This is a genomic window from Cyanobium sp. HWJ4-Hawea, assembly GCF_024345815.1.
Lineage (GTDB): Bacteria > Cyanobacteriota > Cyanobacteriia > PCC-6307 > Cyanobiaceae > Cyanobium_A.
In genome coordinates, this window is sequence record NZ_JAGQBV010000016.1 from 1 (window position 1) to 25,902 (window position 25,902).

Sequence of the window (25,902 nt, forward strand, 5' to 3'; positions counted from 1 at the left end):
TGGCCGAGCACCGAGGAATCGGCCAGTTCGACCATCGAGTGGATGATCGATTGGGGGTGAATCACGATTTCGATGTGGTCGTAATCGAGGCCAAACAGGTAGTGGGCTTCGATCACCTCCAGGCCCTTGTTCATCAGGGAGGCCGAATCCACCGTGATTTTGCGGCCCATGCTCCAGTTCGGATGGCTGGTGGCATCGGCCACGGTGGCCTTGACCAGGTCGGCGGCATCCCAGTCGCGGAAGGCGCCGCCGGAGGCGGTGAGCTGGATCCGGCGCAGGCCCGGGGTGGGCTGGCCGGTGCTCAGGCGCGCCGTTTCGGCATAGGGCGTGCCCTGCAGGCACTGGAAGATGGCGGAATGTTCAGAATCGGCCGGCAGCAGGCGCGAACCGCTCTTGGCCAGTTCCGGCAACACCACCGGTCCTGCGGCGATCAGGGTCTCCTTGTTGGCGAGGGCCAGGTCCTTGCCGGCCCGGATGGCGGCCAGGGTGGGCAGCAGGCCCGCGCAACCGACGATGCCCGTCACCACTAGGTCGGCCGTGGCCCAGGCTGCGGCAGCGCAGAGTCCGTCGCTGCCCCCCAGCAGCTCAGGCATGCGCCGGGGCTTTTGCTCAGGGTCCAGGGCGGCCAACCTTTGCCGCAGTTCGGCCACCTTGTCGGCGTCTGCCAGGGCCACCACCTCTGGGGCATGGCGCTGGATCTGGCTGATAAGTAGATCCAGATTGTTGCCTGCGGTGAGGGCTACCACCTTGAAGCGATCGGGGAAGTCGTCCACGATCTCCAGGGTTTGGGTGCCGATTGAGCCCGTGGATCCCAGCACGCTGATGGCTTTCACGGTGCGATCCCTAGAGCTTTCGGCGTTTCAGTTTCCCATTCGCGCCGCTGGCCAACTTTTGTGGTTAGCGATCTGGCTGGCCGCTTGATTCACCAAGACCCCTGGTTGGCCGCCTTTGATAAGCCGGCGGGCCTGTTGTGCCAGCCGGGTTTGGGCCCTGACCTGGCTGATTCCCTGCTCAGCCGGGTGCAGCGGCAATGGCCGGAATGGCGTTTGGTGCATCGCCTGGATCGGGACACCTCCGGTTTGCTCTTGATGGCCACCAATGCCGCCATGCACCGCCAGCTCAGTGCCCTGTTTGCCCAACGCCAGATCCGTAAGGCCTATTTGGCTGAGGTGGCAGGCCATCTGCGGGGATCTGGGGGCAGGCTGGAAAGCTGCTTGGCCCGCACTGGCACCCGTCCGCCCCGCTATGGATCGGTGGCGGCCGGCAAGATCGCCATCACCCGCTGGCGACTGCTGGCTCTGGATGTGGATGGCGCCGGCAGGCCCCTCTCCCGGGTGTTACTTGCCCCGCGAACGGGCCGCTCCCACCAGTTGCGGGTGCAGATGGCTGAATTGGGCCATCCGCTGCTGGGCGACCCCCTCTACGGAGATGGCAATTCGGCTCCTGGGCTAAGGCTCCATGCCCTGGGCCTGGGCTTTTGCCATCCAGCCACAGGCCAAGGGCTGCGCCTGCGCTGTCTGCCCAGTTGGTGAACCAGCTGGGTGCACACTGATGGTCTCCTATGGGCCCAGGCTCGCCATGGCTGAGATGCCCGCTTTTTTACGCCGCTGGAATTTCATTGAGCGGGCCAAGCTTGAGCGCCAGCTGTGGGATGCCTTTGAGCGGGGCGACGACCTGGAGGCCACTGTGGCCGAATGTCGCCAGGCGGTGGCAGAAGGGGATCAGGAGCGGGCCTTTCAGCTGGAGGTCTGGGCCACAACCCTGCTGCGCATCCGCAAGATCGAGCGGTTGATGAAGGACCGCTCCAGTTGATGGTGGCTGAACTGCCGGTTGCTCAGTCGCTGGGGGCGAGTGCTCTGATCTCGAGACTGCCCGAGGCTTTCTTAAGGCGGCCGTCATTGGTGACTAGGGCCTGACAGTTGTGGCCCAGGGCGGTGGCCAGGTGCAAAGCATCCGGGGTTCGCAGCCGATGCTGGGCCCGCAGCTCGGTGGCCAGCTCAAAGGTGCTGTCCTGGATCCTCACCGATTCGAACAGCTGCAAAAACCCGTGGTAGCGATGCAGCCTTTCGCTGTGGCCCAGCGCCAGGGGTTGCACCAGGCACTCCAGCCGCACCAGGGCAGAGATCACCGGTTGCAGGCCTTGCTGCCTCAGTTCGGCTAGGGCCGCCCTGGCCGCTTTGCCAAAGCGGGGATCATCTTCCAGGGCGTAAATGACCACGCAGCTGTCGATGTAAGCGAGGGCCATTCAGTCCCACCCCTGCCGCTCGGTCTGAATGCTTGCTTCGATCGCTTCATGGCTACACCTGAGCTGCTCGGGCAGGGGGTGGGCCTGCAGCCAAGCCAGCGGGTCAGGCGTCGGTTCGGCAGGGGAGATCGCCACCAGTCGCACAGCGGGCACACCACGCTGGGCAATTACCACCTCTTGACCAGCCTGGGCCGCCTTGACCAGCTTGGAAAGCTGGTTCTTGGCCTCAAGAATGTTGACCTGCATGGCTAAAGCCTAGCCAGGTTGATACTGATCTGGCCAGGTCAGTCCCGGGAAGGCTCAGTCCCAGGCAGGTCTCAGCCCCGGAGCCAGTCGGTGATGCCGCCGGGCTTGTCGATCAGCTCGATGCCGGCTTCTTGCAGCTGGGCCCGAATTTGATCGGCAGCGGCAAAATCCTTGGCGGCCTTGGCGGTACGGCGCTGCTCGATTAAGGCAAGGATCTCGGCCTCACTGGGGCCAGTGGTGCTGGCTTGGTTTGCCGCCACAGGCGACTCAAAGTCCGCCGTGGTCGCAGACTCCGCCGTTGATGGCTCTGCTTTTAGGCCCAGCACATCGGCCAGTTCAGCCAGCAGGGCTGCCTGCTGCTGGAGCTGGGGGTCTGCCGCCACCAGCAGGGCGGCGTCCCGGTCGCCCCGGTCGATTCGGTTGGCTATGGCGCGCAGGGGTTTGGCCAGTTCAAACAACACGGCCAGGGCGGCGGAGCTGTTGAGGTCGTCGTCGAGGGCGGCCTGGAAACGGTTGCGGGCATCGGCCAGTTCGGTAGAAAGCGACGCCTGCTGCGGGGCGGGGCCCCCAACTGCCATGGCCAGGGCCCCATTGAGCCCCTTCCAGCCGGTGGCAGCGGCCTTTAGGGCCTCGGCGGTGAAATCCAGGGGTTTGCGGTAGTGGGCCTGCAGCACAAATAGCCGCAGGTTCATCGGACTCACCCCGCTTTCCAGCAGGGCGCGGATCGTGGTGAAGTTGCCAAGGGATTTGCCCATCTTTTGGCCGCCCACATTGACCATGCCGTTGTGCAGCCAGTAATGGGCGAGCTGCTTGCCGCTGGCGGCCTCGGACTGGGCAATTTCGTTTTCGTGGTGGGGAAAGATCAAATCCGCCCCACCCAGGTGGATGTCGATCGTGTCGCCCAGCTCCTCGCGCACCATGGCTGAGCACTCGATGTGCCAGCCCGGACGGCCAGGCCCCCAGGGGGAGGGGAAGCTGGGCTCCCCCGGTTTGGCTCCTTTCCACAGGGCGAAATCAAAGGGATGCTGCTTGCGGGCCTCCTCTGCATCCGCCACCCGACCATCGGCGTTGTGCTGTTGTTCGGCTAGATCACGGCCGGAAAGCTTGCCGTAGCCGGCGTGTTTCATAACAGCGAAATAGACGTCGCCATCGGCCGAATAGGCCGCACCCTTGGCCTCCAGCTCGCCAATTAGGGCCCTGATCGCATCCAGGCTGCGGGTGGCCCTGGGCATCCGGTCCGGAGGCAGGATGTTGAGCTGGGCCATGTCGGCACAGAAGGCGTCAATATTGCGTTCACTCACCGCCTCCATGGAGCTGCCCTCCTGGGCGGCCCGATTGAGGATCTTGTCGTCGATGTCCGTGTAGTTCTGCACGAAGGTCACCGAGAAGCCACTCCAGATCAGGTGGCGGCGCAGCACATCCCAGGCGATGTAGCTGCGGGCATGGCCCAGGTGGCAGAGGTCGTAGACCGTGACCCCGCAGCAGTAGATGCTCACCCGGCCCGGTTCGATCGGGCGGAATTCCTCCAGGCGGCGGCTGAGGGTGTTGGTGAACCGCAGGCTCATTTCGCTTCCATCCAGTTCGGGCCCACGCCGGTCTCCACCACCAGGGGCACAGACAGCTCGACGGCGCGCTCCATGGTTTCACGGGTGAGGCTCAGCACGGTCTCGAGGGCCTCGGGGGCGACCTCGAGCACCAATTCATCGTGCACCTGCAGCAGCAGCCTGGCCGGCAGGCCCCGGGCGATCAGTTGGTCGTGCAGTTGCACCATGGCCAACTTGATGATGTCGGCGCTGGATCCCTGGATAGGGGCGTTGGCTGCAGCTCGCAGTTGCTGGGCCTCCATGCCGCCGCGGCGGGCCACCTCCAGGTCGATCTCCAATGGGTCCTTGCCCAGCAGCCGGCCCAGGCCCGTGGGATCAAAGCCAAATGGCCTGCGCCTGCCAAAGATCGTTTCCACATAGCCCCGGCTCAGGGCCAGGCGCTCCTGCAGCTCCAGATAGGCGAAAACCTTGGGATAGCGCTGCTTGTATTTCCCCAGGAACTCCTTGGCCTGGGCTTGGCTGACCCCGGTTTCCCGGGCAAAGCGCTGGGCACCCATGCCGTAAATCACCCCGAAGTTAATCGTCTTGCCAAGGCGCCTTTCCTCGGCACTTACCTGCTCGCCTGCTGCCTTGTCGAGCAGCAGCCGGGCCGTGAGGGCGTGCACGTCGTCGCCGTCTTTGTAGGCCTCCACCAGCACCTCCTCCCCGGATAGGTGGGTGAGGATGCGCAGCTCGATCTGGGAGTAGTCGGCGCTGATCAGCTGCCAGCCAGCCTCCGGCAAAAAGGCCTTGCGAATGCGCCGGGAAAACTCGGTGCGAATCGGAATGTTCTGCAGGTTGGGGTTACTGCTGGAGAGCCGGCCGGTGGCCGTAACGGCCTGGTTGAAATCCGTGTGCACCCGCCCCGTTTCGGCCTCCACCAGGGCTGGAAGGGCATCCACGTAGGTGCTTTTCAGCTTGCTGAGGGTTCGGTGCTCGAGCACCAAGGCCACCACTGGATGGTCGGCTTCAAGCTTTTCCAGTACCGCTGCATCGGTGCTGAAGCCGGTTTTGGTTTTGCGCGATTTTTTGCGATCCAAGCCCAGGGTTTCGAACAGCAGTTCCCCGAGCTGCTTGGGGGAGGCGAGGTTGAAATCGACCCCGGCCGCTGCTTTCGCCTCCGCCTCCAGGCGGGTAAGGGCGCCCAATAGCTCCGCAGACAATTCGCCCAGGTAGGGAATGTCGATCCGGATACCCGTGGCTTCCATCGCCGCCAGCACCGGTTCGAGGGGCAGTTCGATCTGCTCCAGCAGCTTCGTCAGCTGGGGGCCCTGGGCTGCCAGCTGGGAGGCCAACAGGCCCGTAAGCCGAAAGGTGAGGTGCCCATCCATGCCGCAATAGAGCGACGCCGCCTCGATCGGCACCGATGCGAAGTTGGCCCCCTTGGGCACCAGTTCAGTGAAGCTGGTGGGTATGAAGCCAAAGTTGCGTTCGGCCAGGGCCTCCAGGCCGTGTTTGGAGTTGGCATCGCGCAGGTAATCGGCCAGCAGGGTGTCCATCACCACCCCGGCCAAGGCCAAGCCATGGCGCATCAGGATTAGGCGGTCGTATTTGGCGTTTTGGAGGGTTTTGGGGTGGGCTTTGCTGGCCAGCCAAGGGGCCAGGGCCTGGAGCACCTGGTCGAGGGGTAGCTGCCCTGGCGCTTCCGGGGCCGGGCTAAGTAGGTCGGCGGCGGCGGGCGGATGGTGGCCAATCGGGATGTAGGCCAGCTCAGATGCCCCTTCGCCCCAGCAGATTCCCAGGCCCACCAGTTCGGCCTTGAAGGGGTTTAGGTCCGTGGTTTCGGTGTCCAGGGCGATCGGTTGGCTGGGGTCCGTGGCGGCCATCAGGCGCTCCATCAGGGCCCCGAGCTGCCCTGGGCTGCTGATTATTTGCGGCTCCAGCACCGGCATTGGCGATTCTTGTTCGGCTGGTGCTGGTGCTGGCGCCGCATCTGATGCTGGTGCTGCTGGCGGCTTTGCCGGCTTGCTGATCGGCTTTGCCGGCGGGCTGACCAGTTCTGGCGGATTGGCCGAAAAGATCTCCGCAAAGCTGGGTACCAGACGCACCAGGCTGAACAGCTCCAGCTCCTCCAGGCGGCTGGCCAGGGCTTCAGCCTTCACCTCGCCGAGCTCCAACCGCGGATCAGTGGGCAGGGGAATATCAATCAGGATTTCCGCCAGCATCCGCGAGCGGTAGGCGTTCTCCTTGTCGTTGGCGAGCTTGTCGACCAGGGCACCCTTGAGGGCGCCTTTGGGATCCGTGGCCTTGGGGCCAGCAGCCTGCAGGGTTTCGAGGGCCCCGTACACCCCATCGAGGTTCCCGTGGGCTGCCAAGAGGGTGATGGCGGTTTTTGGACCCACCCCTTTGACCCCTGGGATGTTGTCGGAGCTGTCGCCGGTGAGGGCCTTGAGGTCCACCACCTCCTCTGGTGTGACCCCCAGCTTGGCGATCACACCCTCCCTGCGGATTTCGGTGGGGCCACTGTTTTTTGCATAGGGGCCGCCGCCCATGTAGAGCACGGCAATGTCGCGGCCGTCGTCAACCAACTGGAAAAGGTCCCGGTCACCGGAAAGGATGCGCACCCGCCAACCGCCATCGGCAGCCCGGTTCGCCAGGGTGCCGAGCACATCGTCGGCCTCGAAGCCCGGTGCCATGCATAGGGGCACGTCCAGGGATTCCTCAAGGATGCGTTGGAGGTTGCCCAGGTCTTCGAAAAAGTGTTCGGGGGCGGTGTCGCGGTGGGCCTTGTAGGCCCCGTCGGCCTCGTGGCGGAAGGTCGGCTCGGCGGTGTCGAAGGCAATCACCACCCCCTGGGGCGTTAGGCCCTTGCAGTTCTCGAGCAGGGCCTTTAGGAAGCCATAGGTGACGCTGGTGGGAATGCCCGTCTTGGTGGCCAGGCCCCCTTCGCCCCCCTTGGCAAAGGCATAGAAACTGCGAAAGGCCAATGAATGGCCATCCACCAGCAGCAGCAGGGGCTTGTCTCCTGGCATGGCAAGCCCGCTCTATTAGCAGCAACGTGGGTCCCAGCCTGCCATCCTGAGGGCATGGAATTAGGGGCTAAAAATCTGGTGATGTGCCCCGATGCCCCCATCACTATTTGGGTTGGGCCTACTCCCCGGGCTTTGCTTGCCCGGGCCTTAGCCACTTGAAGCCCCTGGAGCTGCTCTGGGGAGAGGCCTTCTTTGCCGGCTCCCTGGCCCAATTGCTGGCCCGGCTAAGCGGTTTGCCGGCGGTGGTTTTGCTCCTCGCTACGGGCCTTTTGGTCGGTCGAGCCGGCTTCGGTTGGGTGCAGCCCGAATCCCTGGGCCGTGGCTTGGAACCCCTGGTGGGGCTGCTGGTGAGCCTGGTGCTGTTCGATGGCGGACTCAATTTGAGGCTGGCCGGCCGGGACCTCCAACGCACAGTGGTGCAACTGGTCTTGGTGCGTGGCGTGCTCGGCCTCCTGGGTGGAGCCTGGTTTGCCCACCAATTGGCGGGTCTGAGCTGGCCCCTGGCCTGGGTGTTTGGGGCCATTGCCCTGGCCACCGGCCCCACGGTGGTCACACCGATGGTCAAGCAGATGCGGCTGCTGCCGGGCCTGGGCAAGGTGCTGGAGGCAGAGGGCCTGATTCTTGAGCCGGCTGGTGCGGTCCTGGCCCTGCTGTTGTTGCAGTTGGCCCTGGGGGATCTGGGCGGTTGGCAGGACGTGGCCGTCCTGTTGCTGCTGAGGCTTGGTGGCGGTGTGCTGGTCGGGGCCGTGGGGGGGCTGTTGTTGGTGGAGGTGCTGCGGCGCCTGCCCGCCGATGCAGATGCTCTCAAGTTGCAACTCAGCCTGGGCGTCCTGTTTGTGGTGGTCAGCGGTGTCCAGGTGTTTTTGCCCGAGGCGGGTCTGCCCGCGGCCGTAAGTGCTGGGGTGGTGGTGGGTTTGCGCCTTGATGAGCAGGCCAGCCAGCTCGACGAGCTGATTGCCCAGCTGGCCCAGTTGGCGATCACGGTGCTGTTTCCGCTGCTGGCGGCCGACCTCTCCTGGAGTGAACTGAGCCCCCTGGGCTGGGGCGGGGTGGCCTGTGTGTTCGCCTTGATGTTGTTCCGCTGGCTAGTTATCCAGGCCGGTGGCATTGGCCTGCCCGCCCTGGCCTGGCGCGAAAAATTGATCCTGAGTTGGATCGCCCCTAGGGGGATTGTCACGGCAGCGGTGGCGAGTTTGTTTGCCCTACAACTCGATCAAGCCGGGATCCCGGGGGCTGGCGCCCTGAAGGGCCTGGTCTTTTTGACGATCCTGCTCACCGTGGGCATCCAGGGCTTCACCGCACCTGTGTTGGCAAGGCGGCTGGGTCTGGTGGCTGACGATTCAGAGACAGCGCTCGATTCGGGCCCGGTCCTGGCCAAGGCGGTGGAGCAGCAACCAGGTGGCCAGTAGGTCGGGGCCCTGAAGGCTGCCCAGCAGCGCTGCCCGCAGGCTTTTCATCACCACTCCTTTCTTCACTCCAGCACTGGTCGCCGCCTCCGTCAGCAGCTTTTGGGCCTGTTCAGACCCCAGCTCCCCCGGGGGTAGGAGGGCTAGCAGGGCAACCAATACGGGTTTTGCCCCCTCGCTTTCCAGCTGGACTTGGGCGGCTTCATTGAGGGGCGGGCAACTAAAAAATGGCTCGGCCTGGGCCACCCCATCGGCCAAGAGGGTCATCGATGGGCCTATTAACTCACAGAGATCCGCCTGCCACTGGGTATCTGCTTTGTCTAATTCCCAGCCCTTGGCCTGCCAGAGGGGGAGTAGCTGTTCCAGCAGGACAGCGGGACCCTGCTCCTTCAACACCTGGCCGTTGAGCCAATTGAGCTTGTCCCAATCGAAGCGGGCGCCTGCCCTGTTGACCCGCTCAAAACCAAAGGCATTGGCAGCCTGCTCCAGGCTGAAGCGCTCATCCATGCCCTCCGGCGGCGACCACCCCAGCAGGGTCATGTAGTTGACCAGGGCCTCAGCGGTGTAGCCCATGGCCTGGAAGTCGCTGATCGAGGTGACCCCATCGCGTTTGGAGAGTTTTTTGCCCTCCTGATTCAGGATCAGGGGAGTGTGGGCAAACACCGGGGCCTGGGCACCTAGGGCCCCATACAGCAGGAGTTGCTTGGCGGTGTTGGCGATATGGTCTTCGCCGCGGATCACGTGGGTGATCGCCATGGCGGCGTCATCTACGACCACCACCAGGTTGTAGAGGGGGTCGCCAATTTGATCGGCCGGAGCCCTGCGGGCCACCACCATGTCGCCGCCGAGGTCGCTGCCAGCCCAGCGCATTTCGCCCCGCACCAGGTCTGTCCAGCCGATGCTGGCCCCGTCGTCGATGCGGAAGCGCACCGTTGCCTGGCGACCTTCGGCCACAAAGGCAGCCTCCTGCTCGGGGCTGAGGTCGCGGTGGCGGTTGTCGTAGCGGGGTGCCTGCTTGGCCGCGGCTTGCTGCTCCCGCATGGCGGTGAGCTCCTGTTCCGTGGCGTAGCAGCGGTAGGCACGGCCGCTGTCGAGTAGCTGCTGGATCGCTGCCCGATGGGCTGCGATGCGCTCGCTCTGGATTACCGGCTCGCCATCCCATTGCAGGCCAAGCCATTTCAGCCCGGAGAGGATGTTCTCCGTGAATTCCGGCTTGGAGCGCTCCTTGTCGGTGTCTTCAATCCTCAGCAGGAATTGGCCGCCTTGGTGGCGGGCGAACAGCCAATTGAAAACTGCGGTCCGAGCCGTGCCGATGTGCAGGGTGCCGGTGGGGCTGGGGGCAAGACGAACCCGAACAGCAGAATCCCCAGCACCCAACTGCCTAGCTCCGAAATTTGTAAACGGGACTGACGGGATTCGAACCCGCAACTTCCGCCGTGACAGGGCGGTGCTCTAACCGGTTGAACTACAGTCCCAGGCAGGCTTTTGACCTGGTGGATGTCGCCTATGCGACTTGAGAAGTATCCGCGATGGCCGGCCCCATCGTCAACCGATTGGATCGGTTGGTGGCACCGGCCGCCACGGCTAATTGGCCTAGGGGCGGAAGCCGGCCGGTTCAATCAGGCGCACCTGATTGCCCCGGGCGGTGAACTCCCGACCCTGATCACTTTGAACAACCACGCGGCCACCGGATTTAACCCGGATGACCCGTGCCCGCACCCAGCCAAGGGCAGCGGATTCGAGCACCTTGACCACATCACCGGGTTGTAGATCCAACTCCATGTTCGGAACCACGAAACTGCAAGTGGGAGCATCGAACGCGCCGTGGAGGACTTGAACCCCCGACATCAGGTTTTGGAGACCTGCGTTCTACCAACTGAACTAACGGCGCAATGCCGATGCCCCCGTTAACTAGAGGGACTCTTAGGGAAGGCGGTCTGCCTAAAAAGAGACCTAGCGGTCGAAGCGCTGCTTGACCCGTGTGGCTTTACCCACCCGATCCCGCAGATAAAAGAGCTTCGCCCGGCGCACCTTACCGCGGCGCTCCACGGTGACGGACGCCACCTGGGGGCTGTGGAGCATGAAAACCCTCTCCACGCCAATGCCCTGGAAGATTCTGCGCACGGTGATGGTCTCGTTCATCCCGCCGTGGCGCTTGGCTATGACCACGCCCTCGTAGGGCTGGACCCGCTCCTTGGTGCCTTCCCGAATCCGCACACCCACCTTGACGGTGTCGCCCACGTAGATCTCGGGTAGACCGCTCTTGAGTTGCCCGGCCTCGAAGGCGCGAATCATTTCGTAGGCGCTCATCTTGCCAGTGGTTGGCTTTGGTGCCGCAGTGGCCACAGCTGTTTTGGCCTCTGCGGTTGCAGTTCCTGCAGGAACAGTGCCCTCTTCTGGGGCTTCCAGCACTTCCGAGCTGTCGTTTACTTCGTTCGAATCCGTTGCCATCTCAGCTCCGCTACGCCTGGCCAAAGAGTCAGTGTACCGGCTCAAGTGCCAGCTCCCCCCAGCCGCCCTCCCATGGGCGGCCCGCAGTTGGTAGCTTGAAAGCTCTTGAAACGCTGATAGCTGGCGGCCGCATGAACCTCTTTGCCGACCTGCTGGCGAGCACTAAGGAGCGCAAGGCCCCCCAAGCCCAAGCTTTGGAAACGGGCCCCCGCATCCAAAAGGGCCGCCGCGGTGTGGAGATCAAATCGGCCCGCGAGCTGGAAACCATGCGCCGGGCCAGTCGCATCGTCGCCACGGTGTTGCGCGAAATTATGGACCTCGCTGCCCCTGGGATGACCACCGGCGACCTGGATCGCCATGCCGAGCGCCGGATCCGGGAGATGGGGGCAACCCCAAGCTTCATGGGGTACCACGGCTTCCCCGCCAGCATCTGCGCCAGCATCAACAACGAAGTGGTTCATGGCATTCCCAACAGCAAGCGGGTGATCAAGGCCGGCGACCTGGTGAAGGTGGACACAGGTGCCTATTTCGATGGCTACCACGGCGATAGCTGCATCAGTATTTGTGTGGGGGAAGGGGCCAGTGAGGAGGCCCAGCGCCTCAGCCGGGTGGCCCAGGAATCCTTGATGAAGGGCTTGGCCAAGATCAAGGCGGGCAACACCCTGCTCGACATCGCCGGTGCCGTTCAAGACCATGTGGAGGCCCATGGCTATGCGGTGGTGGAGGACTACACGGGCCACGGGGTGGGCCGCAACCTCCATGAGGAGCCCTCCGTATTTAATTTCCGCACCCGCGACCTGCCCAACATGACCCTCCGGTCCGGCATGACCCTGGCGGTGGAGCCGATCCTCAATGCGGGCAGCAAGGCCTGTCGCACCCTCAAGGATCGCTGGACCGTGGTAACCAAGGATGGCAGCCTTTCGGCCCAGTGGGAGCACACCGTCGCCGTCACCAGTGATGGCTGCGAAATCCTCACTGACCGCGATTTTTAGGCGCTTAAAAACTTGATTTTGTGAATACGGAGTTGTAAAGCCAGCGGCCCACAGTGGCGATTGGCATCAACAGATAGGTGAGGGGGTTGGGGGTCACAATTATTAGGTTGTAGCCCCAATTCGCCTGGTTGAGTATCTGATTGGCGACGAAATCTGCCCCCATCACCCCAATTGGGTTCAGGTTGGATCGAAATGGACCTAAGACCAGCCGGCGGATGCGCAGTGGTTGGGCGCCTGACTGCCAATCGAGGGCCCTCAGGCTGATCAGGTGACCCAAAAGGCGCTTGCTAATTTCGTAGAGCGGACTGGCGGCCGGCTGGATTTCCGCCTCTGAGGTGTTGATCCAAATCTCCTTGCCAGGTTTTTTGGCCGTGGTCGCCATTAGTTCGGCCAGGCGCCAGCTGCTCAAAGCGTTTACCTCCAAGCACCTGGCGGTGGCTGCCTGGCTGCGATCTTGATGGCTATTTATTCCGTGGTTCAAAACGAGCACATCGACCGCTGCCAGCAGGGGAGCCAGCTGCTCCTCCTTGCCCACCTGCCAGCTCACCTGCCTAAGGGGAATGGCCATCCCCTTTTGATCGCAAATCTCCAGGGGCTTGTCACTGCTAGTTAGGGCAACTAGTTGGGCGCCCCGGCGATGCCAGGCCCGCAGTAGGGCCTGGCCCAGGGCACCGCTGGCGCCCGTAATCGCCACGGTTGGGGCTAAACCAGCCGCCGATGAACCAAATTGCGACAAACCAGTATGGAAGCTGCGCTCAGGCTTACATGACCTCCAACGGTTTCTGGGCGGCCTTGCTGCCCCAGGCGTTTTGGTGCCAGCTGCGCCTAAATTGCCGGCCACCTAACAGCCCAGCGAGATCGAGAGATGGCGCCCACCTTGCTGGTTGGATCCTGTGAGCCCTACAGCGGCAAGTCGGCGGTGGTGCTGGGGCTGGCCCGCCAGCTGCGGCAGCAGGGGGTGGAGGTCAGGTTTGGCAAGCCCCTGGCTGCGGCCAACGGTGGCGGCCTGCTGGATCCCGATGTGAGCTTTCTGGGCACCACCCTCGGGCTGGGTGAGGGCCAACTGATCGCCTCCCTGCACGAATTGGGACCGACTAGCGCCCACCAGCGCCTGATCGCGGCAAACCTGGAAGCGGGGGCGGGCTTTGCGGCCCTGCGTCAGCAGCTTCAAGCTGCCCCTTCCGGTTTGACCCTGCTGGAGGCGGCGGGAAGTTTGCACGAGGGCCTTCTGTTTGGCCTGGGTCTGGCCCAGTTGGCAGAGGGGCTCGATGCTCCGGTGTTGCTGGTGCATCCCTGGACTGACAGCTCCAGCGTCGAGGCGCTTCTGGCCGCCCAGGCCCAGCTGGGCAGCCGCCTGGCGGGGGTTGTGCTCAACGGGGTTGATCCCGATGGGGTGGCGGCCCTGCGCCAGGAGGTGGTGCCGGCCCTGGGGCGGTTGGGTTTGGCCGTGCTGGGCGTGATGCCCCGCAGCCCCCTGCTGCGCAGCGTCACGGTGGAGGAGTTGGCCCGGCGCCTGCAGGCGGAGGTGCTCTGTTGCAGTGATCGCTTGGATCTGCTGGTCGAAACCCTCTCGATTGGGGCGATGAATGTGAATTCGGCCATGGAATTTTTCCGCCGCCGCCGCAACATGGCCGTGGTTACCGGTGCAGATCGCACGGATATTCAATTGGCGGCCCTCGAGGCCTCCACCCAGTGCCTGATCCTCACCGGTGCTGGTGATCCCTTGCCCCAGTTACTGAATCGGGCAGAGGAGCTGGAGGTGCCCCTGCTCAAGGTCGACCACGACACCCTCACAACCGTGGAGGTGATCGAGCATGCCTTTGGCCACGTGCGGCTCAATGAGGCTGTCAAGGCCACCTATGCCTTCCGCCTAGTGGAGGAGCACTGTGATTTCTCGCCCCTGTTTGGCCAGCTGGGGCTGGGCGCAAAAGCTGCCTGAGACTGCTAGTTTCAAGGGGCAGACTGCGGTCTATTGGTGACCCGATCCATAGATCTTCCGGGACTTGAGCGGATCGATACCCTGGCCCAAGAGCTGGCCATGCTCCAGGACCGGGGCAAGCGCCGCATTGCGATTCTTGGCAGTCGCCATGTGCCCGTGGTGGCGATTCACCTTGTGGAACTGGTGGCCCGCTCCCTGGCCCAGGAGGGTCACAACCTGATGACCTCCGGCGCCCAGGGGGTCAATTCAGCCGTAATCCGCAGCGTGCTCGATGTGGAGCCCAGCCGGCTGACGGTTCTGTTGCCCCAAAGTCTCGACCGCCAGCCTGGGGAATCCCGCGACCAGCTGGAAAAGGTGCTCCACCTAGTGGAGAAGCCCGAACACGACGACCTGCCCCTGCCGATAGCCAGCAGCCTCTGCAACCAGGACATCATCAGCAGGTGTGACCAGTTGATTTGCTACGCCTTCCACGACAGCGAAACCCTCTTGGCCAGTTGCCGCTCCGCCGAAGACATGGGCAAGGTGGTGACCCTGCTCTTCTTCGACTGAGGGCCGAGATAGCCCTAGCCCGCCAGTAGGGCCCTCAGGCCCCCCACGTAGAGCAGGCCAGTGCAGAGCAGGCCACCGGCCCAGCACATGCCCCGCAGGGGGGGCACATTGCCCACGTAGGCACCGATGTACACCAGCCTTAGGGCCGGGTGAATCCAGGCGGCGGCCATGGTGATGGCATCGCTGGCAATGGGCGAATTCGGCCCGGCCACTAGGCAGAGCAGGCAGGCAGGCGCATGCAGGCCGAAGGCCTCAAAGCTGTTTTGGTGGGCCCAGGCGGCCCGTTTCCCCCAGGCGGGCAGCCGCTCAAACATCGCCCTGGGGGCGGCCAAATCAGCCATGCTGAAATCGGCCTTGGAGCGGCCAGCGCCCAGGGGCACCACGCTCAAAACAACCACTGCCCCCGCCAGCACCAGGGACCAGGCATAGGGGGCTAGGGCGATGTTTTCCATGGCTTGCAAGGGCTTGTTGGGCTCTTTTCTAGGCTGGGCCCATACCCGGATGTGAGAGCCGCGATGGCCGATACCTATTCCTTCGATGATGTTGGCATAGCGCACAAGGCAAAACCGACTTATTCGCGATTGGCATGTCGTTCGGCCCATTGCTAGGCAGTTTTACAAGTTAAACAACTGCTACGACGCTGGATTTTGCTGGAGATTGCGCCGCCATCCCTTGATTACTCCCCCCAACGAGAAAGCTGATTAATCCATGGCCATCCGTAAATCCGAGCTGTATTCGAGCCTCTGGGCCAGCTGTGATGAGCTGCGCGGCGGCATGGATGCCAGCCAGTACAAGGACTATGTGCTGGTGCTCTTGTTCCTCAAGTACATCAGCGACAAGTACGCCGGAGCGCCCTATGCGCCACTGCTAATCCCGGAGGGATCTGGCTTTGCCGCCATGGTGGCGCTGAAAGGCAAGGCGGAGATCGGCGATCGGATCAACAAGGAGATCATCGCGCCGCTGGTGGCGGCCAATCAGCAGCTAAGCCAGAGCGACTTTCCCGATTTCAACGACCAGGCCAAGCTGGGTAGCGGCAAGGAGCTGGTGGAGCGGCTCACCAACCTGATCGCGATCTTCGAGAAACCGGAGCTCAACTTCTCCGGCAACCGGGCCGACGACGACGACATCCTTGGCGATGCCTACGAATACCTAATGCGCCACTTCGCCAGCGAAAGCGGCAAGAGCAAGGGGCAGTTCTACACACCGGCGGAGGTGAGCCGGATCAAGGCCCAGGTGCTGGGAATCGAGAAGGCAGCCACATCAGCTGCCACCACGGTGTGTGATCCCACCTGTGGCTCCGGCTCGTTGCTGCTGAAGGTGGCCGCCCAGGCAGGCACGCCGATCACCCTCTACGGCCAGGAGAAGGATGAGGCCACCAGCGGCCTGGCGCGGATGAACATGATCCTGCACGGCAATCCCACGGCCACGATCTGGCAGGGGAACACGCTGGCGGATCCGAAGCTCACCGAAGGCGAGCAGCTCAAGCAGTTCGACTTCGTGGTGGCCAACCCACCGTTTTCGGATAAACGCTGGAGCACTGGCCTGGATGCGGCGAAGGATAAATATGGGCGTTTCGAGGGCTTCGGCATCCCGCCCAACAAGCAGGGCGACTACGCCTACCTGCTGCATATTGTGCGCACCCTCAAGAGCGCCGGCCGAGGCAGCTGCATCCTTCCCCATGGGGTGCTGTTTCGCGGCAATGCCGAAGCTGAGATCCGCAGAAACCTGGTGCAACGCGGCCTGATCAAAGGGATCATCGGCCTGCCGGCGAACCTCTTCTATGGCACCGGCATCCCGGCCTGCATCGTGGTGATCGACAAGCGCGATGCCGGCAGCCGCCAGGGGATCTTCCTGGTGGATGCCAGCAAGGGCTTCATGAAGGATGGCCCGAAGAACCGCCTGCGGGAGCGCGACATCCACAAGATCGTGGATGTGTTCACGCGTCAGCTGGAGGTGCCGGGCTACGCCCGTTTTGCGAGCAACGAGGAGATCGCCAAAAACGACTACAACCTCAACCTGCCCCGCTACATCGACAGTTCCGAGCCGGAAGACCTGCAGGACATCGAGGGCCACCTACGCGGTGGGATCCCCGAACGGGATCTGGAAGCTTTGGCTGCTTACTGGGCGGTGTGCCCGAGCCTGCGGGCGAGCCTATTCCGGCCCCTGCGGACGGGCTACCTGGAGCTGGCGGTGGAGCCGGGTGCCATCAGGGCCACCATCAGCGCCCATGCGGAGTTCGCCGTCTACCTGGCAGCTATCGCCGAGCATTTCCAGCAGTGGCGATCGCTGGCGGCGGTGCAGCTCAAGGCCCTGGAGCCAGGCTGCCACCCCAAGCAGGTGATCGGCGATCTGTCCGAGGGTCTGCTGCTCCAGATGCATGGCCAGCCGCTGCTGGATGCCTATGGGGTGTACCAGCTGCTACTGGATCAGTGGGCCGATTCACTGCAAGACGACGTGTATGCCATCAGCGCCGATGGCTGGAAGGCCGAGCCCTATCGCGTGATCGAAACCGACAAGAAGGGCAAAACCAAAGACAAGGGCTGGACCTGCGACCTGCTGCCCAAAGAGCTGATCACGGCGCGGTTCTTTGCCGATGATCTGGAGATGTTTGCGGAGCTCTCCGCCGAGCTGGAGCAAGCCACAAGCCGGCTGGCAGAGCTGGAGGAGGAGCACGGCGGCGAGGAAGGGGCCTTTGCCGAACTGGAGAAGCTGAACAAGGCCAACGTGGCTGCCCGCATCAAGGAGATCAAGCACGACCCCGAGGCCGCAGACGAACTGACGGCCCTGCGGGAATGGCTGCTGGTGAGTGACGAAGAAGCCAAGACCAAAAAGATGCTCAGGGCCGCCGAAGCCCAGCTGGATGCGCAGGCCTACGGGCACTACGCCCAGCTGAGCGAGGCCCAGATTCGCGACCTGGTGGTCGACGACAAGTGGCTGTCCACCCTCGCCGCCGCCGTGCAGGGCGAGCTGGAGCGCGTTTCGCAAACCCTCACCGGCCGCATCCGCCAACTTGCCGAGCGATATGCCACCCCGCTGCCGCAGCTCACCGATGAGGTGGCGGTGCTCGCCAGCCGTGTGGAGGAACACCTCAAAGCGATGGGGGCGGTATGGACGTGAAGCCCGGCTACAAGCAGACCGAGGTGGGCGTCATCCCGGAGGAATGGAATATAGAGCCCTTGGGGAAACTAACCCAATTCGTGACCAGTGGTTCGCGGGGCTGGGCGCAGTTCTATTCTGAAACCGGCGCTTTGTTTATTCGCAGCCAGAATGTTCGAGATGGCCGGCTCACGTTCGACGACATTCAGTTTGTTTCGCCACCTTCTGGGGCAGAAGGAAACCGAACCAAGGTTGAGCTGAATGACCTCTTGATTACCATAACCGGCAACAGCGTCGGCAATGTCGCGCTTGTAGAACAGCAATTCGATGAGGCTTACATTAGCCAACACGTCGGGCTAGTCCGCCTCAACAAGCCATCGATTGGCCCGTATGCATGTCGATATCTATCTCCCTGTTCCCCGGGCAACCCGCAAATTTCCGGCAGTCAGTCAGGTCAAAGCAAGCCTGGGCTAAACCTTCAAAACCTCCGCGACTTTTTGATAGCGCTTCCACGAACGCTTGATGAATCGAATGCCATCGCGACGGCGTTGAGCGATGTGGATGGGCTGCTGGACGGGCTGGACCGGCTCATCGCCAAGAAGCGCGATCTCAAACAGGCCGCCATGCAGCAACTCCTCACCGGCCAGACTCGGCTGCCTGGCTTTAGTGGGGAGTGGGCGGTGAAGCGGTTGGGGGAGATTGCACACATAAAGACGGGCAGCAGGAACAATGAGAACAAGGTCGAGGATGGCAAATACCCGTTCTTCGTGCGATCTGACAATGTCGAACGTATCAACAGTTACTCGCACAACTGCGAAGCTATTCTGATCCCTGGCGAAGGTCGGATTGGTGACATTTTCCATTACATCAATGGTCGCTTTGACGTGCACCAGCGTGTCTATGCGATCACTCAGTTTGCGCCGGCAGTTTCAGGGAAGTTCGTGCACTTATATATGGCTATGAACTTCGGCGCCTGGGCTATGCAGAACACTGTCAAGGCAACAGTCGACTCGCTACGACTTCCCACTTTTCAGAACTTCGAGATGTGTATGCCAACGACCCTCCGCGAACAGACTGCCATCGCCAAGGTGCTGACTGAGGTGGACGCGGAACTGACGGCGCTGGTGCAGCAGCGGGAGAAGACTCGCGCTCTCAAACAAGGGATGATGCAGGAACTTCTAACGGGCAGGACGCGGCTGGTATGAAGATCTCCACCATCCTCGACCACATCGACAGCGGCCATATGGCCCTGCCTGAATTTCAGCGGGGTTATGTCTGGAACCGCGATCAGGTGCGAGGGCTGTTCGATTCCCTCTATAAACGCCATCCCGTAGGCGGATTGTTGGTCTGGGCCACGGAATCACAAACAGCCACCCATCGTGGTGATGGCCCCCTGGCGGCTGGCGTGGTGAAGCTGCTGCTCGATGGCCAGCAGCGCATGACCTCCCTCTACGGCGTGGTGCGTGGCAAGGCTCCGAAGTTCTTCGACGGCAACGCCCAGGCCTTCACCGGTCTCCGCTTCCATCTAGGCGACGAGGTGTTTGCCTTCTACCAGCCGGTGAAGATGAAGGACGATCCCCTCTGGATCGATGTCACCGCACTATTGGGTAAGGGCTCCACAGGCCTAGGGGAGCTCGCGGCCCAATTCGGTTCCAACCCAGAGCTGGCTCCACGGGTTGGTGAATTCATTGGTCGCTTCAGCCAGCTGCTAGCCATCACGGAGATCGATCTCCACATAGAAGAAGTCACCGGAGCAGACAAGACCCTCGATGTGGTGGTTGACATCTTCAACCGCGTCAACAGTGGTGGCACCAAGCTCTCCAAGGGCGACCTGGCCCTCGCCAAGATCTGCGCCGAATGGCCAGAAGGCCGTGATGCGATGAAAGCCAAGCTCAAGGAATGGAGTAATCACGGCTACAACTTCAACCTCGACTGGCTGCTGCGCTCAGTGAACACGGTGCTCACCGGCGAGGCCAAGTTCCAATACCTGCACGACAAGAGCACCGCCGAAATCCAGGAGGCGCTCAAGCGAGCCACCAGGCACATCGATACCTGCCTCAACCTGATCGCGGGCCGGTTGGGGTTAGATCACGACCAAGTGCTTTTCGGTCGCTTTGGCATCCCGGTGATGGTGCGCTACCTCGATCAGCGCAGCGGATCTATGGATGAAGTGGAGCGTGATCGGCTGATGTTCTGGTTCGTGCAGGCCGGCATGTGGGGCCGCTTCTCGGGCTCCATTGAAACGTTCATCGACCAAGACCTAGCCGCCCTGGAAGATGAAGGTGCCGGGCTGGAACGATTACTGGAGCAGCTCCGCCTCTGGCACGGCGGACTGAGGGTCGAACCCGGCCACTTCACCGGCTGGAGTCTCGGGGCCCGCTTCTACCCCGTGCTCTACCTCCTAACCCGCATGGGCGAAGCCCGCGACTGGGGCACCGGCCTGCCGCTCAAGGCCGGGATGCTGGGCAAGATGAGCAGCCTGGAAGTGCATCACATCTTCCCCAAGGCCCAGCTCTACAAGGCCGATTACCGCAGGCCAGAAGTCAACGCCTTGGCCAACTTCTGCTTCCTGACCAAAGACACCAACATCAAAATCCTCGATCGCCTCCCTGAGAAATACTTCCTAGAAATTGAGGCGGCCCACCCCGGCGCCCTGGCCTCCCAGTGGATCCCACCTGATCCCGAGCTCTGGAAAATTGAAAACTTCCGCTCCTTCCTGGAGGCCCGCAAGACCCTGCTGGCGGCCGAAGTAAATGCCCGGCTTGAGGAGCTACTCCACGGCGACACCCGCTGGCTCTCCGGCCCTGCGGCTGCCTTGCCCCAGCCACCACCGGAAACACTGGGTGGGATCACCAGCGAAGAGGAAGAGGCCGAGCTGATCCGTCTCAACGCCTGGATGGTTGAGCAGTCGCTCCCCCTGGGGAGCCTCGCCTACGACTTCGCCGACTCCGCCACTGGCGAGCAGCGCGCCGTATTTGATCTGGCCTGGCCCAGCGGCATCCAAGAGGAACTCAGCCAACCCGTGGCAGTGCTGCTAAATGAAGAGCCCGCCACCCTGGCCTTGGCCAGCGCCGCTGGCTTTCGCTGCTTCACCTCGCCGCTCGCCTTCCAAAGCTATGTGAAGCGCGAGATCCTCAGCGTGGGGGCTGCAACGTGAGCGGTCTTAGCCCTGAGCGCATCACCCAGGACAGGGTGATCAAGCTGTTCCATGGGGAACTTGGCTACCGCTACCTAGGCGATTGGAAGGACCGGGCTGGCAACAGCAACATCGAGGAGGAGCTCCTTGCTGGCTACCTGCAGCGTCGTGGCTACAGCTCGGCAGAGGTCAGCGGCGCCTTGTTTCAGCTCCGAGCTGCCGCCGATATCAGCCAGGTTGGCCTGTATGAGGCCAATCGCAGGGTCTATTCCCTGCTGCGCTACGGGGTTCAGGTGAAGGCCGCCGCCGATCAGCCCACCAGCACGGTGACCCTGATCGATTGGCACAACACGGAAGCCAATGATTTCGCCATTGCCGAGGAAGTCACCCTGAAGGGCCCTTTAGAGCGGCGCCCCGACCTGGTGCTCTACGTAAATGGCATCGCCATCGCCGTAATTGAACTCAAAAGCAGCCGCGTCGGCATTGGTGATGGCATCCGCCAAAACCTCTCCAACCAACAGCCGGAATTCAACGCCTGGTTTTTTGCCACCAACCAGCTGGTCTTGGCCGGCAACGACTCCGAGGGTCTTCGTTATGGCGCGATCCTGACTCCGGAAAAATACTTTCTCACCTGGAAGGAAGACGAAGACGACAACAGTCGTCTCAAGATCGATAAATACCTGGCCAAGATCTGTAGTAAGGATCGGTTGATTGAGCTGATCCGAGACTTCGTGCTCTTCGATGCCGGCATCAAGAAACTGCCGCGGGTGCATCAGTACGTCGGCATTAAGGCAGCCCAGCAACAAGTTGTGGACCGCCGCGGCGGCATCATCTGGCACACCCAGGGCAGCGGCAAGAGCATCGTGATGGTGCTGCTGGCCCGCTGGATCCTCGCCACCAATCCCAATGCTCGCGTTGTGGTCATCACAGACCGCGATGAACTCGACAAACAGATCGAAGGCGTGTTCGGTGGTGCAGGTGAAACCATCCAGCGCACCAGCAGTGGCCGGGATCTGATGCAGGCCCTGGGCCAACCCCTACCCCGTCTGCTCTGCTCACTGGTCCACAAGTTCGGCGTCCGTGGCGTTGACGACTTCGAAGCCTTCCTTGAACAACTTGAGGCCGAACCAAGCCCGGCCGTGGGCGAGCTGTTCATTTTTGTCGACGAGTGTCACCGCACCCAGAGCGGCAAATTGCACCGCGTGATGAAAGCGTTGCTGCCAGAGGCTGTCTTCATCGGTTTCACCGGGACGCCGCTACTCAAGAAAGACAAGGCCACCAGCCTAGAAATTTTTGGTGGCTACATCCACACCTACAAGTTCAGCGAAGGAGTTGAAGACCAAGTGGTGCTGGATCTGGTCTACGAGGCCCGCGACATTGACCAGCGCCTCAGCTCCCAGGCCAGGGTTGACCAGTGGTTCGACACCAAGACCGCGAGCCTCAATCCCTGGCAGCAGCGAGAGCTGAAGCGCCAGTGGGGAACACTGCAGAGCGTTCTCAGCTCCAAGGCGCGAATGAACCGAATCGTGGCCGACATCCTCTTTGACTTTTCCGTGCAGCCACGCCTGGCGAGTCAGCGCGGTAACGCCATCTTTGTGGCCTCGAGCATCTACGAGGCCTGCCGTTACTTCGAGCTGTTTAACCAGACCGAACTGAAAGGTAAGTGCGCCGTCATCACTTCCTATGACCCCAAAGCATCAGACGTGTCGAAGGAAGAGGTAGGAGCCAATACCGAAACTGACAAGCAATTCATCTTCAATACCTATACGAACTTGCTTGAGGGATTGGCGCCCCAACCGGGGATGACGCGAACCGAGACCTACGAGGAACAAGCCAAGCATCATTTCATCCATCAGCCAGTCCAGATGAAGCTGCTGATCGTGGTCGACAAGCTCCTCACCGGCTTCGATGCACCTTCCTGCAGCGTTCTCTACATCGACAAGTCGATGCAGGATCACGGTCTCTTCCAGGCCATCTGCCGCACCAACCGCCTCGATGGCGACGACAAGCCCTATGGCTGCATCGTGGACTACAAGGATCTTTTCAAAAAGGTTGAAAACGCGATTGCCGTTTACTCCAGCGATGACCTTGACCACTCAGCTGGCGGAGTTGATCCAAATGTGATCCTGCAGGACCGTCTCACCAAGGCAAAAGAGCGGCTAGAGGAGGCATTGGAGCAGGAGGCACTTCTTGCAGAACCCGTTGCGCCTCCAATGGAAGAGTTGGAAATCTTGCACCACTTCTGCGGCAACACTGAATTTGCGGCAGATCTACAGGAGCGTGAGCCTCTGCGGATGGCCTACTACAAGGCTGTGGCTGAACTGACCCGGGCCTATGCAGCCCTGGCTAACGAACTGCCAGACGCGGGCTACTCCCTTTCAGAAGCAAACCGGATCACCCGTCAGCGCGACAAGGCTCTTGATTGGAGACAAGTAATCCGGCTGGGGGCTGGTGAAAACCTTGACCTAAAGGCCTATGAGTCCGATATGCGCTACCTGATCGACTCCTACATCGAGGCGGATCTGCCTAGAAAAATTTCAGCCTTCGACGACATCGGCCTGTTGGAGTTAATCGTCAAAACCGGTGCTGCAGAAGCAATCCAAAAGCAATTTGGCAAGGGGGCAACCAATCGAACCGCGGTTGCCGAAACTATCGAAAACAACGTTCGGCGCACAATCATCAGTGAACGTGCGAATGATCCGGCTTTCTACGACCGCATGTCGGAGCTGCTTGATGAGATCATCCGCTTCCGCAAACAGCAGGCAGATGCCTATGAGGAGTACCTCCGGCGTGTCGCTGAACTGGCCCGCCAGCTCAATCAGCAGACAGCAGACAACACCCCAACCGAACTGGATACGGCTGGCAAAAGAGCCCTGTGGAACAACCTGAACGGGAATCTGAAGCTGGCGCTTCTCATCGACAGCACGGTCCGCCAGGTCAGGCCCGATGGCTGGCGTGGCGTGCAGGCCAAGGAACAACAGATCAAGGCAGCCCTATTCGGTGTGCTGCAGGATGCGGCCGAAGTGGAACGTCTGTTTCCAATCCTCGTGGCACAGCCTGAATACTGATGCCCCGGGTCTACCACAGCCATCAGATAGTGATCGGGGGTTTATCGGTTGAGGTCACCCTTAAGCCGATCAAGAATCTGCATCTTTCTGTAGATCCACCAGATGGAACAGTGCGAATTTCAGCGCCAGAGCAAATGAGTGCAAACCTTATAAGGTCTTATGCCATTGGCAAACTGAGCTGGATTCGCAAGCAGCAGAAAAAGCTTGAAGGACAGCAGCGAGAAAGCCCCAGAATGGTAGTTGAACGAGAGAGCCATCATCTCTGGGGCCGTCGTTTACTGCTTTCTATCCAGGAAGTGGAAGCACCCCCCAGGGTTGAGGTCAATACAAAGCAAATGCTGCTTTTTGTCCGCTCGGGAACAACAGAAGAGAAACGAAGGAGCCTATTAGCTGCCTGGTATCGCGATCAAATCAGGAAGGAAGCTGCGAGCCTGATCAGGAAATGGGAGCAACAACTCGATGTGCGGGTCAACAGGTTGTTTGTTCAGGCGATGACCCGCCAATGGGGGGGCTGCAATCCGGCCTCCGGGAATATCCGTTTGAATACCCACCTAGCCCAAAAGCCAAAGGGTTGTCTTGATTATGTCGTCCTACATGAGCTTGCCCACCTACGAGTGCCCAGTCATGGCGAGGGGTTCATTGCCCTGCTTGATTCCCACATGCCTGAGTGGAAGGATCGGCGCCATTTGCTCAACAACCTACCCCTGATTAGTGGCAAATATCAATAGAAAAATGAAACACACGCCAGATGTCAAGTCGGGGGAACAGTATGAGGAATTGCTAGATGAATTGCTAAGAGAATCCGGGGCTCAAATAAGCCAGCGAAATCAAGAACATTTTGATGAAACGCTAAAACTCTTTCTCCAAGCAGGATGCGGTCAGATAGAGCACAGCGACTGGAGAAATGTTGAAATGATCTCGACCATGTTCGAGATACTTACAGCCAAGCATAGACGTCTTAATCCCTGGAAATACGAAGAATATCGCTACGAAGACGATGCTGTATTTGATCCAGAACCACAAATCCAACAGAAGGAAATATATCCGGGAATCGATCGCTTTGCATTGGAGGTATTGGCCGCCGATCAGCACATTAAAAATGGTCAGAGAACCAAATCACAAAGAGTGACCAAGAATCCAGAGAATGACAATAGCAAGAAAGTAAAAGAGAGACTCGCAAAAACAAGAAAAGGTAATTTGCCCGAGTTAAGGGTCGAAGATATTGCAAAAGGAGGGCTAAGTGGAAAACAAGTCGTTGAGGACTGGGCGAGGAAAAATCCAGGAAAAATTGACAAAGAAAGTGGTGACTTCATGGCAAATCTTGAACTAAGTTTAAGCCGAGCGACATCTCGCACGAAGATAAATTTGGCAAAACAAGGACCAGTCAGCTTCCCAATGAGATGTCACAAAAGTAATAGGGGAAAGTGGGGTAGATACGCACTAATTAAAGAGGGTTCTGCCGGTGGCAAAGACACAGGTAACACATATGGAATTATTAAAACCGATACTGAGAAAGAAATAGCCTAGATAGCTGGCAAAACCTTGTCTTTTAGCTTTACGGTTACCGGCTGAGCTCCATTTAACCAGCGAAGCGATGAGTAAGGATTAACCAGGTACCGCTTGCGAACTGAACCAGGGGAGCTTCTATCAAGAAAGTCGATTCCAGAACGCAAAACATCGGCCTTAATCTGTGCTACAAGCCAATCTCTCCCGCAGTGGAGATGGCGTGTTGCTTCAAGCAGAGGTACAAATCTGTCTGGAACCTTTTGCTGAGAGAGGCGGGCGATATCAGCCTGCATACGATCAAGACGCAGGACGATATCACGCAAAGAAGCCGCAATGTGCGGAATATTTTCCATGTGGATAAGAATCTGTACCTTTATATAATAATAAGTCAGATAATTTTAAGACCCTAAAAAGGATCTGCGCCGCCGAGTTGTTCTGAACTCGTAAAGCTAAATCCAATTACAAGCCAACTTTTGGGTGCCAAAAGGGGGTGGCGCTATCTGACGCTTCTCCACATGCCCACCCGAATACGCCTACGTAGAGAAAAAAAAAGAAAGGCGGGCACATTGTTTTTTGGAGCTCTTTGTTCCGCCTAAGAAGCTTCTAATAATGATTTGCCAATAACAGTCTAGCTATAGCCCTGGCAGTGGCTTCCATCTGGAAGTCATCTAAGTCCAGGAACCTCCAAGTTGCTTGCCAAGCAATTGCTTAAT

The 25,902-nt window shown here is 60.7% G+C and carries 23 protein-coding genes and 2 tRNA genes; 12 read left to right on the forward strand and 13 right to left on the reverse strand.

Translation table 11 applies throughout. The features are described from left to right. On the reverse strand, positions 1-833 hold an 833-nt coding region (gene dxr, locus KBY58_RS05255; RefSeq protein ID WP_255003296.1), incomplete at its 3' end, for a 1-deoxy-D-xylulose-5-phosphate reductoisomerase. Positions 834-893: 60 nt separating this feature from the next. On the opposite strand from dxr, the gene KBY58_RS05260 reads away from it, so the two are divergent. Both KBY58_RS05260 and KBY58_RS05265 read left to right on the forward strand, forming a co-directional pair. Continuing rightward, complete coding sequence (locus KBY58_RS05260; RefSeq protein WP_255003297.1) at positions 894-1,532, forward strand: RluA family pseudouridine synthase; 639 nt, start codon at positions 894-896, stop codon at positions 1,530-1,532. Between the two features lie 46 nt (positions 1,533-1,578). Next, positions 1,579-1,812 (forward strand): hypothetical protein, encoded by a 234-nt coding sequence (locus tag KBY58_RS05265; protein ID WP_254933756.1) that lies wholly within the window; start codon positions 1,579-1,581, stop codon positions 1,810-1,812. A 22-nt stretch (positions 1,813-1,834) separates the two neighbouring features. Here the strand turns inward: KBY58_RS05265 and KBY58_RS05270 are convergent, their stop codons facing one another. The 4 genes from KBY58_RS05270 to polA all read right to left on the reverse strand — a co-directional run bounded on the left by KBY58_RS05270 (position 1,835) and on the right by polA (position 7,046). Then, a complete protein-coding gene (locus KBY58_RS05270) occupies positions 1,835-2,245 on the reverse strand; it encodes a type II toxin-antitoxin system VapC family toxin (RefSeq protein ID WP_255003298.1) in 411 nt (136 codons plus the stop codon). Then, on the reverse strand, positions 2,246-2,491 hold the full coding sequence (locus KBY58_RS05275; protein ID WP_254933754.1) for a type II toxin-antitoxin system Phd/YefM family antitoxin: 246 nt from the start codon (positions 2,489-2,491) through the stop codon (positions 2,246-2,248). Between the two features lie 71 nt (positions 2,492-2,562). After that, complete coding sequence (gene cysS / locus KBY58_RS05280) at positions 2,563-4,056, reverse strand: cysteine--tRNA ligase (RefSeq protein ID WP_255003299.1); 1,494 nt, start codon at positions 4,054-4,056, stop codon at positions 2,563-2,565. After that, positions 4,053-7,046 carry a DNA polymerase I gene (gene polA / locus KBY58_RS05285; RefSeq protein WP_255003300.1) on the reverse strand — a complete coding sequence of 998 codons (2,994 nt, stop codon included), beginning with the start codon at positions 7,044-7,046 and terminating at the stop codon, positions 4,053-4,055. The genes cysS and polA overlap by 4 nt, the downstream gene beginning before the upstream one ends. Positions 7,047-7,201: 155 nt before the next feature. Between polA and KBY58_RS05290 the strand changes: the two genes are divergently transcribed. Then, positions 7,202-8,455: a cation:proton antiporter gene (locus KBY58_RS05290; protein ID WP_255003301.1), complete on the forward strand. Its 1,254-nt coding sequence runs from the start codon at positions 7,202-7,204 to the stop codon at positions 8,453-8,455. On the opposite strand, the gene gltX is transcribed toward KBY58_RS05290, so the two are convergent. The 5 genes from gltX to rplS form a co-directional block, all read right to left on the reverse strand. Continuing rightward, the gene (gene gltX, locus KBY58_RS05295; RefSeq protein WP_255003302.1) at positions 8,387-9,829 is read right to left on the reverse strand and encodes a glutamate--tRNA ligase; all 1,443 of its coding nucleotides are present in this window, start codon (positions 9,827-9,829) and stop codon (positions 8,387-8,389) included. The genes KBY58_RS05290 and gltX overlap by 69 nt on opposite strands. A 24-nt stretch (positions 9,830-9,853) precedes the next feature. Beyond that, positions 9,854-9,927: transfer RNA gene (locus KBY58_RS05300), tRNA-Asp, on the reverse strand. 118 nt (positions 9,928-10,045) lie between these two features. Further along, a complete protein-coding gene (locus tag KBY58_RS05305; protein ID WP_006043540.1) occupies positions 10,046-10,234 on the reverse strand; it encodes a hyperconserved protein Hcp in 189 nt (62 codons plus the stop codon). Positions 10,235-10,270: 36 nt separating this feature from the next. Beyond that, a tRNA-Trp gene (locus KBY58_RS05310) sits at positions 10,271-10,343 on the reverse strand. A gap of 62 nt (positions 10,344-10,405) precedes the next feature. Further along, positions 10,406-10,903 carry a 50S ribosomal protein L19 gene (gene rplS, locus KBY58_RS05315; RefSeq protein ID WP_255003303.1) on the reverse strand — a complete coding sequence of 166 codons (498 nt, stop codon included), beginning with the start codon at positions 10,901-10,903 and terminating at the stop codon, positions 10,406-10,408. Positions 10,904-11,034: 131 nt separating this feature from the next. Between rplS and map the strand changes: the two genes are divergently transcribed. Beyond that, a complete protein-coding gene (gene map / locus KBY58_RS05320; protein WP_254933748.1) occupies positions 11,035-11,895 on the forward strand; it encodes a type I methionyl aminopeptidase in 861 nt (286 codons plus the stop codon). Positions 11,896-11,899: 4 nt separating this feature from the next. Here map and KBY58_RS05325 read toward each other — a convergent pair whose 3' ends face one another. Continuing rightward, complete coding sequence (locus tag KBY58_RS05325) at positions 11,900-12,589, reverse strand: SDR family NAD(P)-dependent oxidoreductase (protein ID WP_255003304.1); 690 nt, start codon at positions 12,587-12,589, stop codon at positions 11,900-11,902. A gap of 171 nt (positions 12,590-12,760) precedes the next feature. Here KBY58_RS05325 and KBY58_RS05330 point away from each other — a divergent pair, with 171 nt between their 5' ends. Next, complete coding sequence (locus tag KBY58_RS05330) at positions 12,761-13,834, forward strand: phosphotransacetylase family protein (RefSeq protein WP_255003305.1); 1,074 nt, start codon at positions 12,761-12,763, stop codon at positions 13,832-13,834. Positions 13,835-13,870: 36 nt separating this feature from the next. Further along, a complete protein-coding gene (locus tag KBY58_RS05335; RefSeq protein WP_254933745.1) occupies positions 13,871-14,383 on the forward strand; it encodes a DNA-protecting protein DprA in 513 nt (170 codons plus the stop codon). 14 nt (positions 14,384-14,397) lie between these two features. Here the strand turns inward: KBY58_RS05335 and KBY58_RS05340 are convergent, their stop codons facing one another. Beyond that, positions 14,398-14,835 carry an MAPEG family protein gene (locus tag KBY58_RS05340; protein ID WP_255003328.1) on the reverse strand — a complete coding sequence of 146 codons (438 nt, stop codon included), beginning with the start codon at positions 14,833-14,835 and terminating at the stop codon, positions 14,398-14,400. Between the two features lie 256 nt (positions 14,836-15,091). On the opposite strand from KBY58_RS05340, the gene KBY58_RS05345 reads away from it, so the two are divergent. Genes KBY58_RS05345 through KBY58_RS05370 form a run of 6 tightly spaced genes read left to right on the forward strand, consistent with a single transcriptional unit; the run spans position 15,092 to position 25,210 of the window. Further along, positions 15,092-17,500 (forward strand): class I SAM-dependent DNA methyltransferase, encoded by a 2,409-nt coding sequence (locus KBY58_RS05345; protein WP_255003306.1) that lies wholly within the window; start codon positions 15,092-15,094, stop codon positions 17,498-17,500. After that, complete coding sequence (locus KBY58_RS05350; protein ID WP_255003307.1) at positions 17,491-18,684, forward strand: restriction endonuclease subunit S; 1,194 nt, start codon at positions 17,491-17,493, stop codon at positions 18,682-18,684. The genes KBY58_RS05345 and KBY58_RS05350 overlap by 10 nt, the downstream gene beginning before the upstream one ends. After that, positions 18,681-20,636 (forward strand): DUF262 domain-containing protein, encoded by a 1,956-nt coding sequence (locus KBY58_RS05355; protein ID WP_255003308.1) that lies wholly within the window; start codon positions 18,681-18,683, stop codon positions 20,634-20,636. The genes KBY58_RS05350 and KBY58_RS05355 overlap by 4 nt, the downstream gene beginning before the upstream one ends. Beyond that, positions 20,633-23,683 carry a type I restriction endonuclease subunit R gene (locus KBY58_RS05360; protein ID WP_255003309.1) on the forward strand — a complete coding sequence of 1,017 codons (3,051 nt, stop codon included), beginning with the start codon at positions 20,633-20,635 and terminating at the stop codon, positions 23,681-23,683. Before KBY58_RS05355 ends, KBY58_RS05360 begins: the two co-directional genes overlap by 4 nt. Then, positions 23,683-24,411 carry a M48 family metallopeptidase gene (locus KBY58_RS05365; protein WP_255003310.1) on the forward strand — a complete coding sequence of 243 codons (729 nt, stop codon included), beginning with the start codon at positions 23,683-23,685 and terminating at the stop codon, positions 24,409-24,411. The genes KBY58_RS05360 and KBY58_RS05365 overlap by 1 nt, the downstream gene beginning before the upstream one ends. Continuing rightward, positions 24,395-25,210 carry a hypothetical protein gene (locus KBY58_RS05370; RefSeq protein WP_255003311.1) on the forward strand — a complete coding sequence of 272 codons (816 nt, stop codon included), beginning with the start codon at positions 24,395-24,397 and terminating at the stop codon, positions 25,208-25,210. Before KBY58_RS05365 ends, KBY58_RS05370 begins: the two co-directional genes overlap by 17 nt. On the opposite strand, the gene KBY58_RS05375 is transcribed toward KBY58_RS05370, so the two are convergent. After that, positions 25,207-25,542 (reverse strand): hypothetical protein, encoded by a 336-nt coding sequence (locus KBY58_RS05375; protein ID WP_255003312.1) that lies wholly within the window; start codon positions 25,540-25,542, stop codon positions 25,207-25,209. The two genes, KBY58_RS05370 and KBY58_RS05375, sit on opposite strands and share 4 nt — an antisense overlap. Positions 25,543-25,902 lie beyond the last annotated feature (360 nt).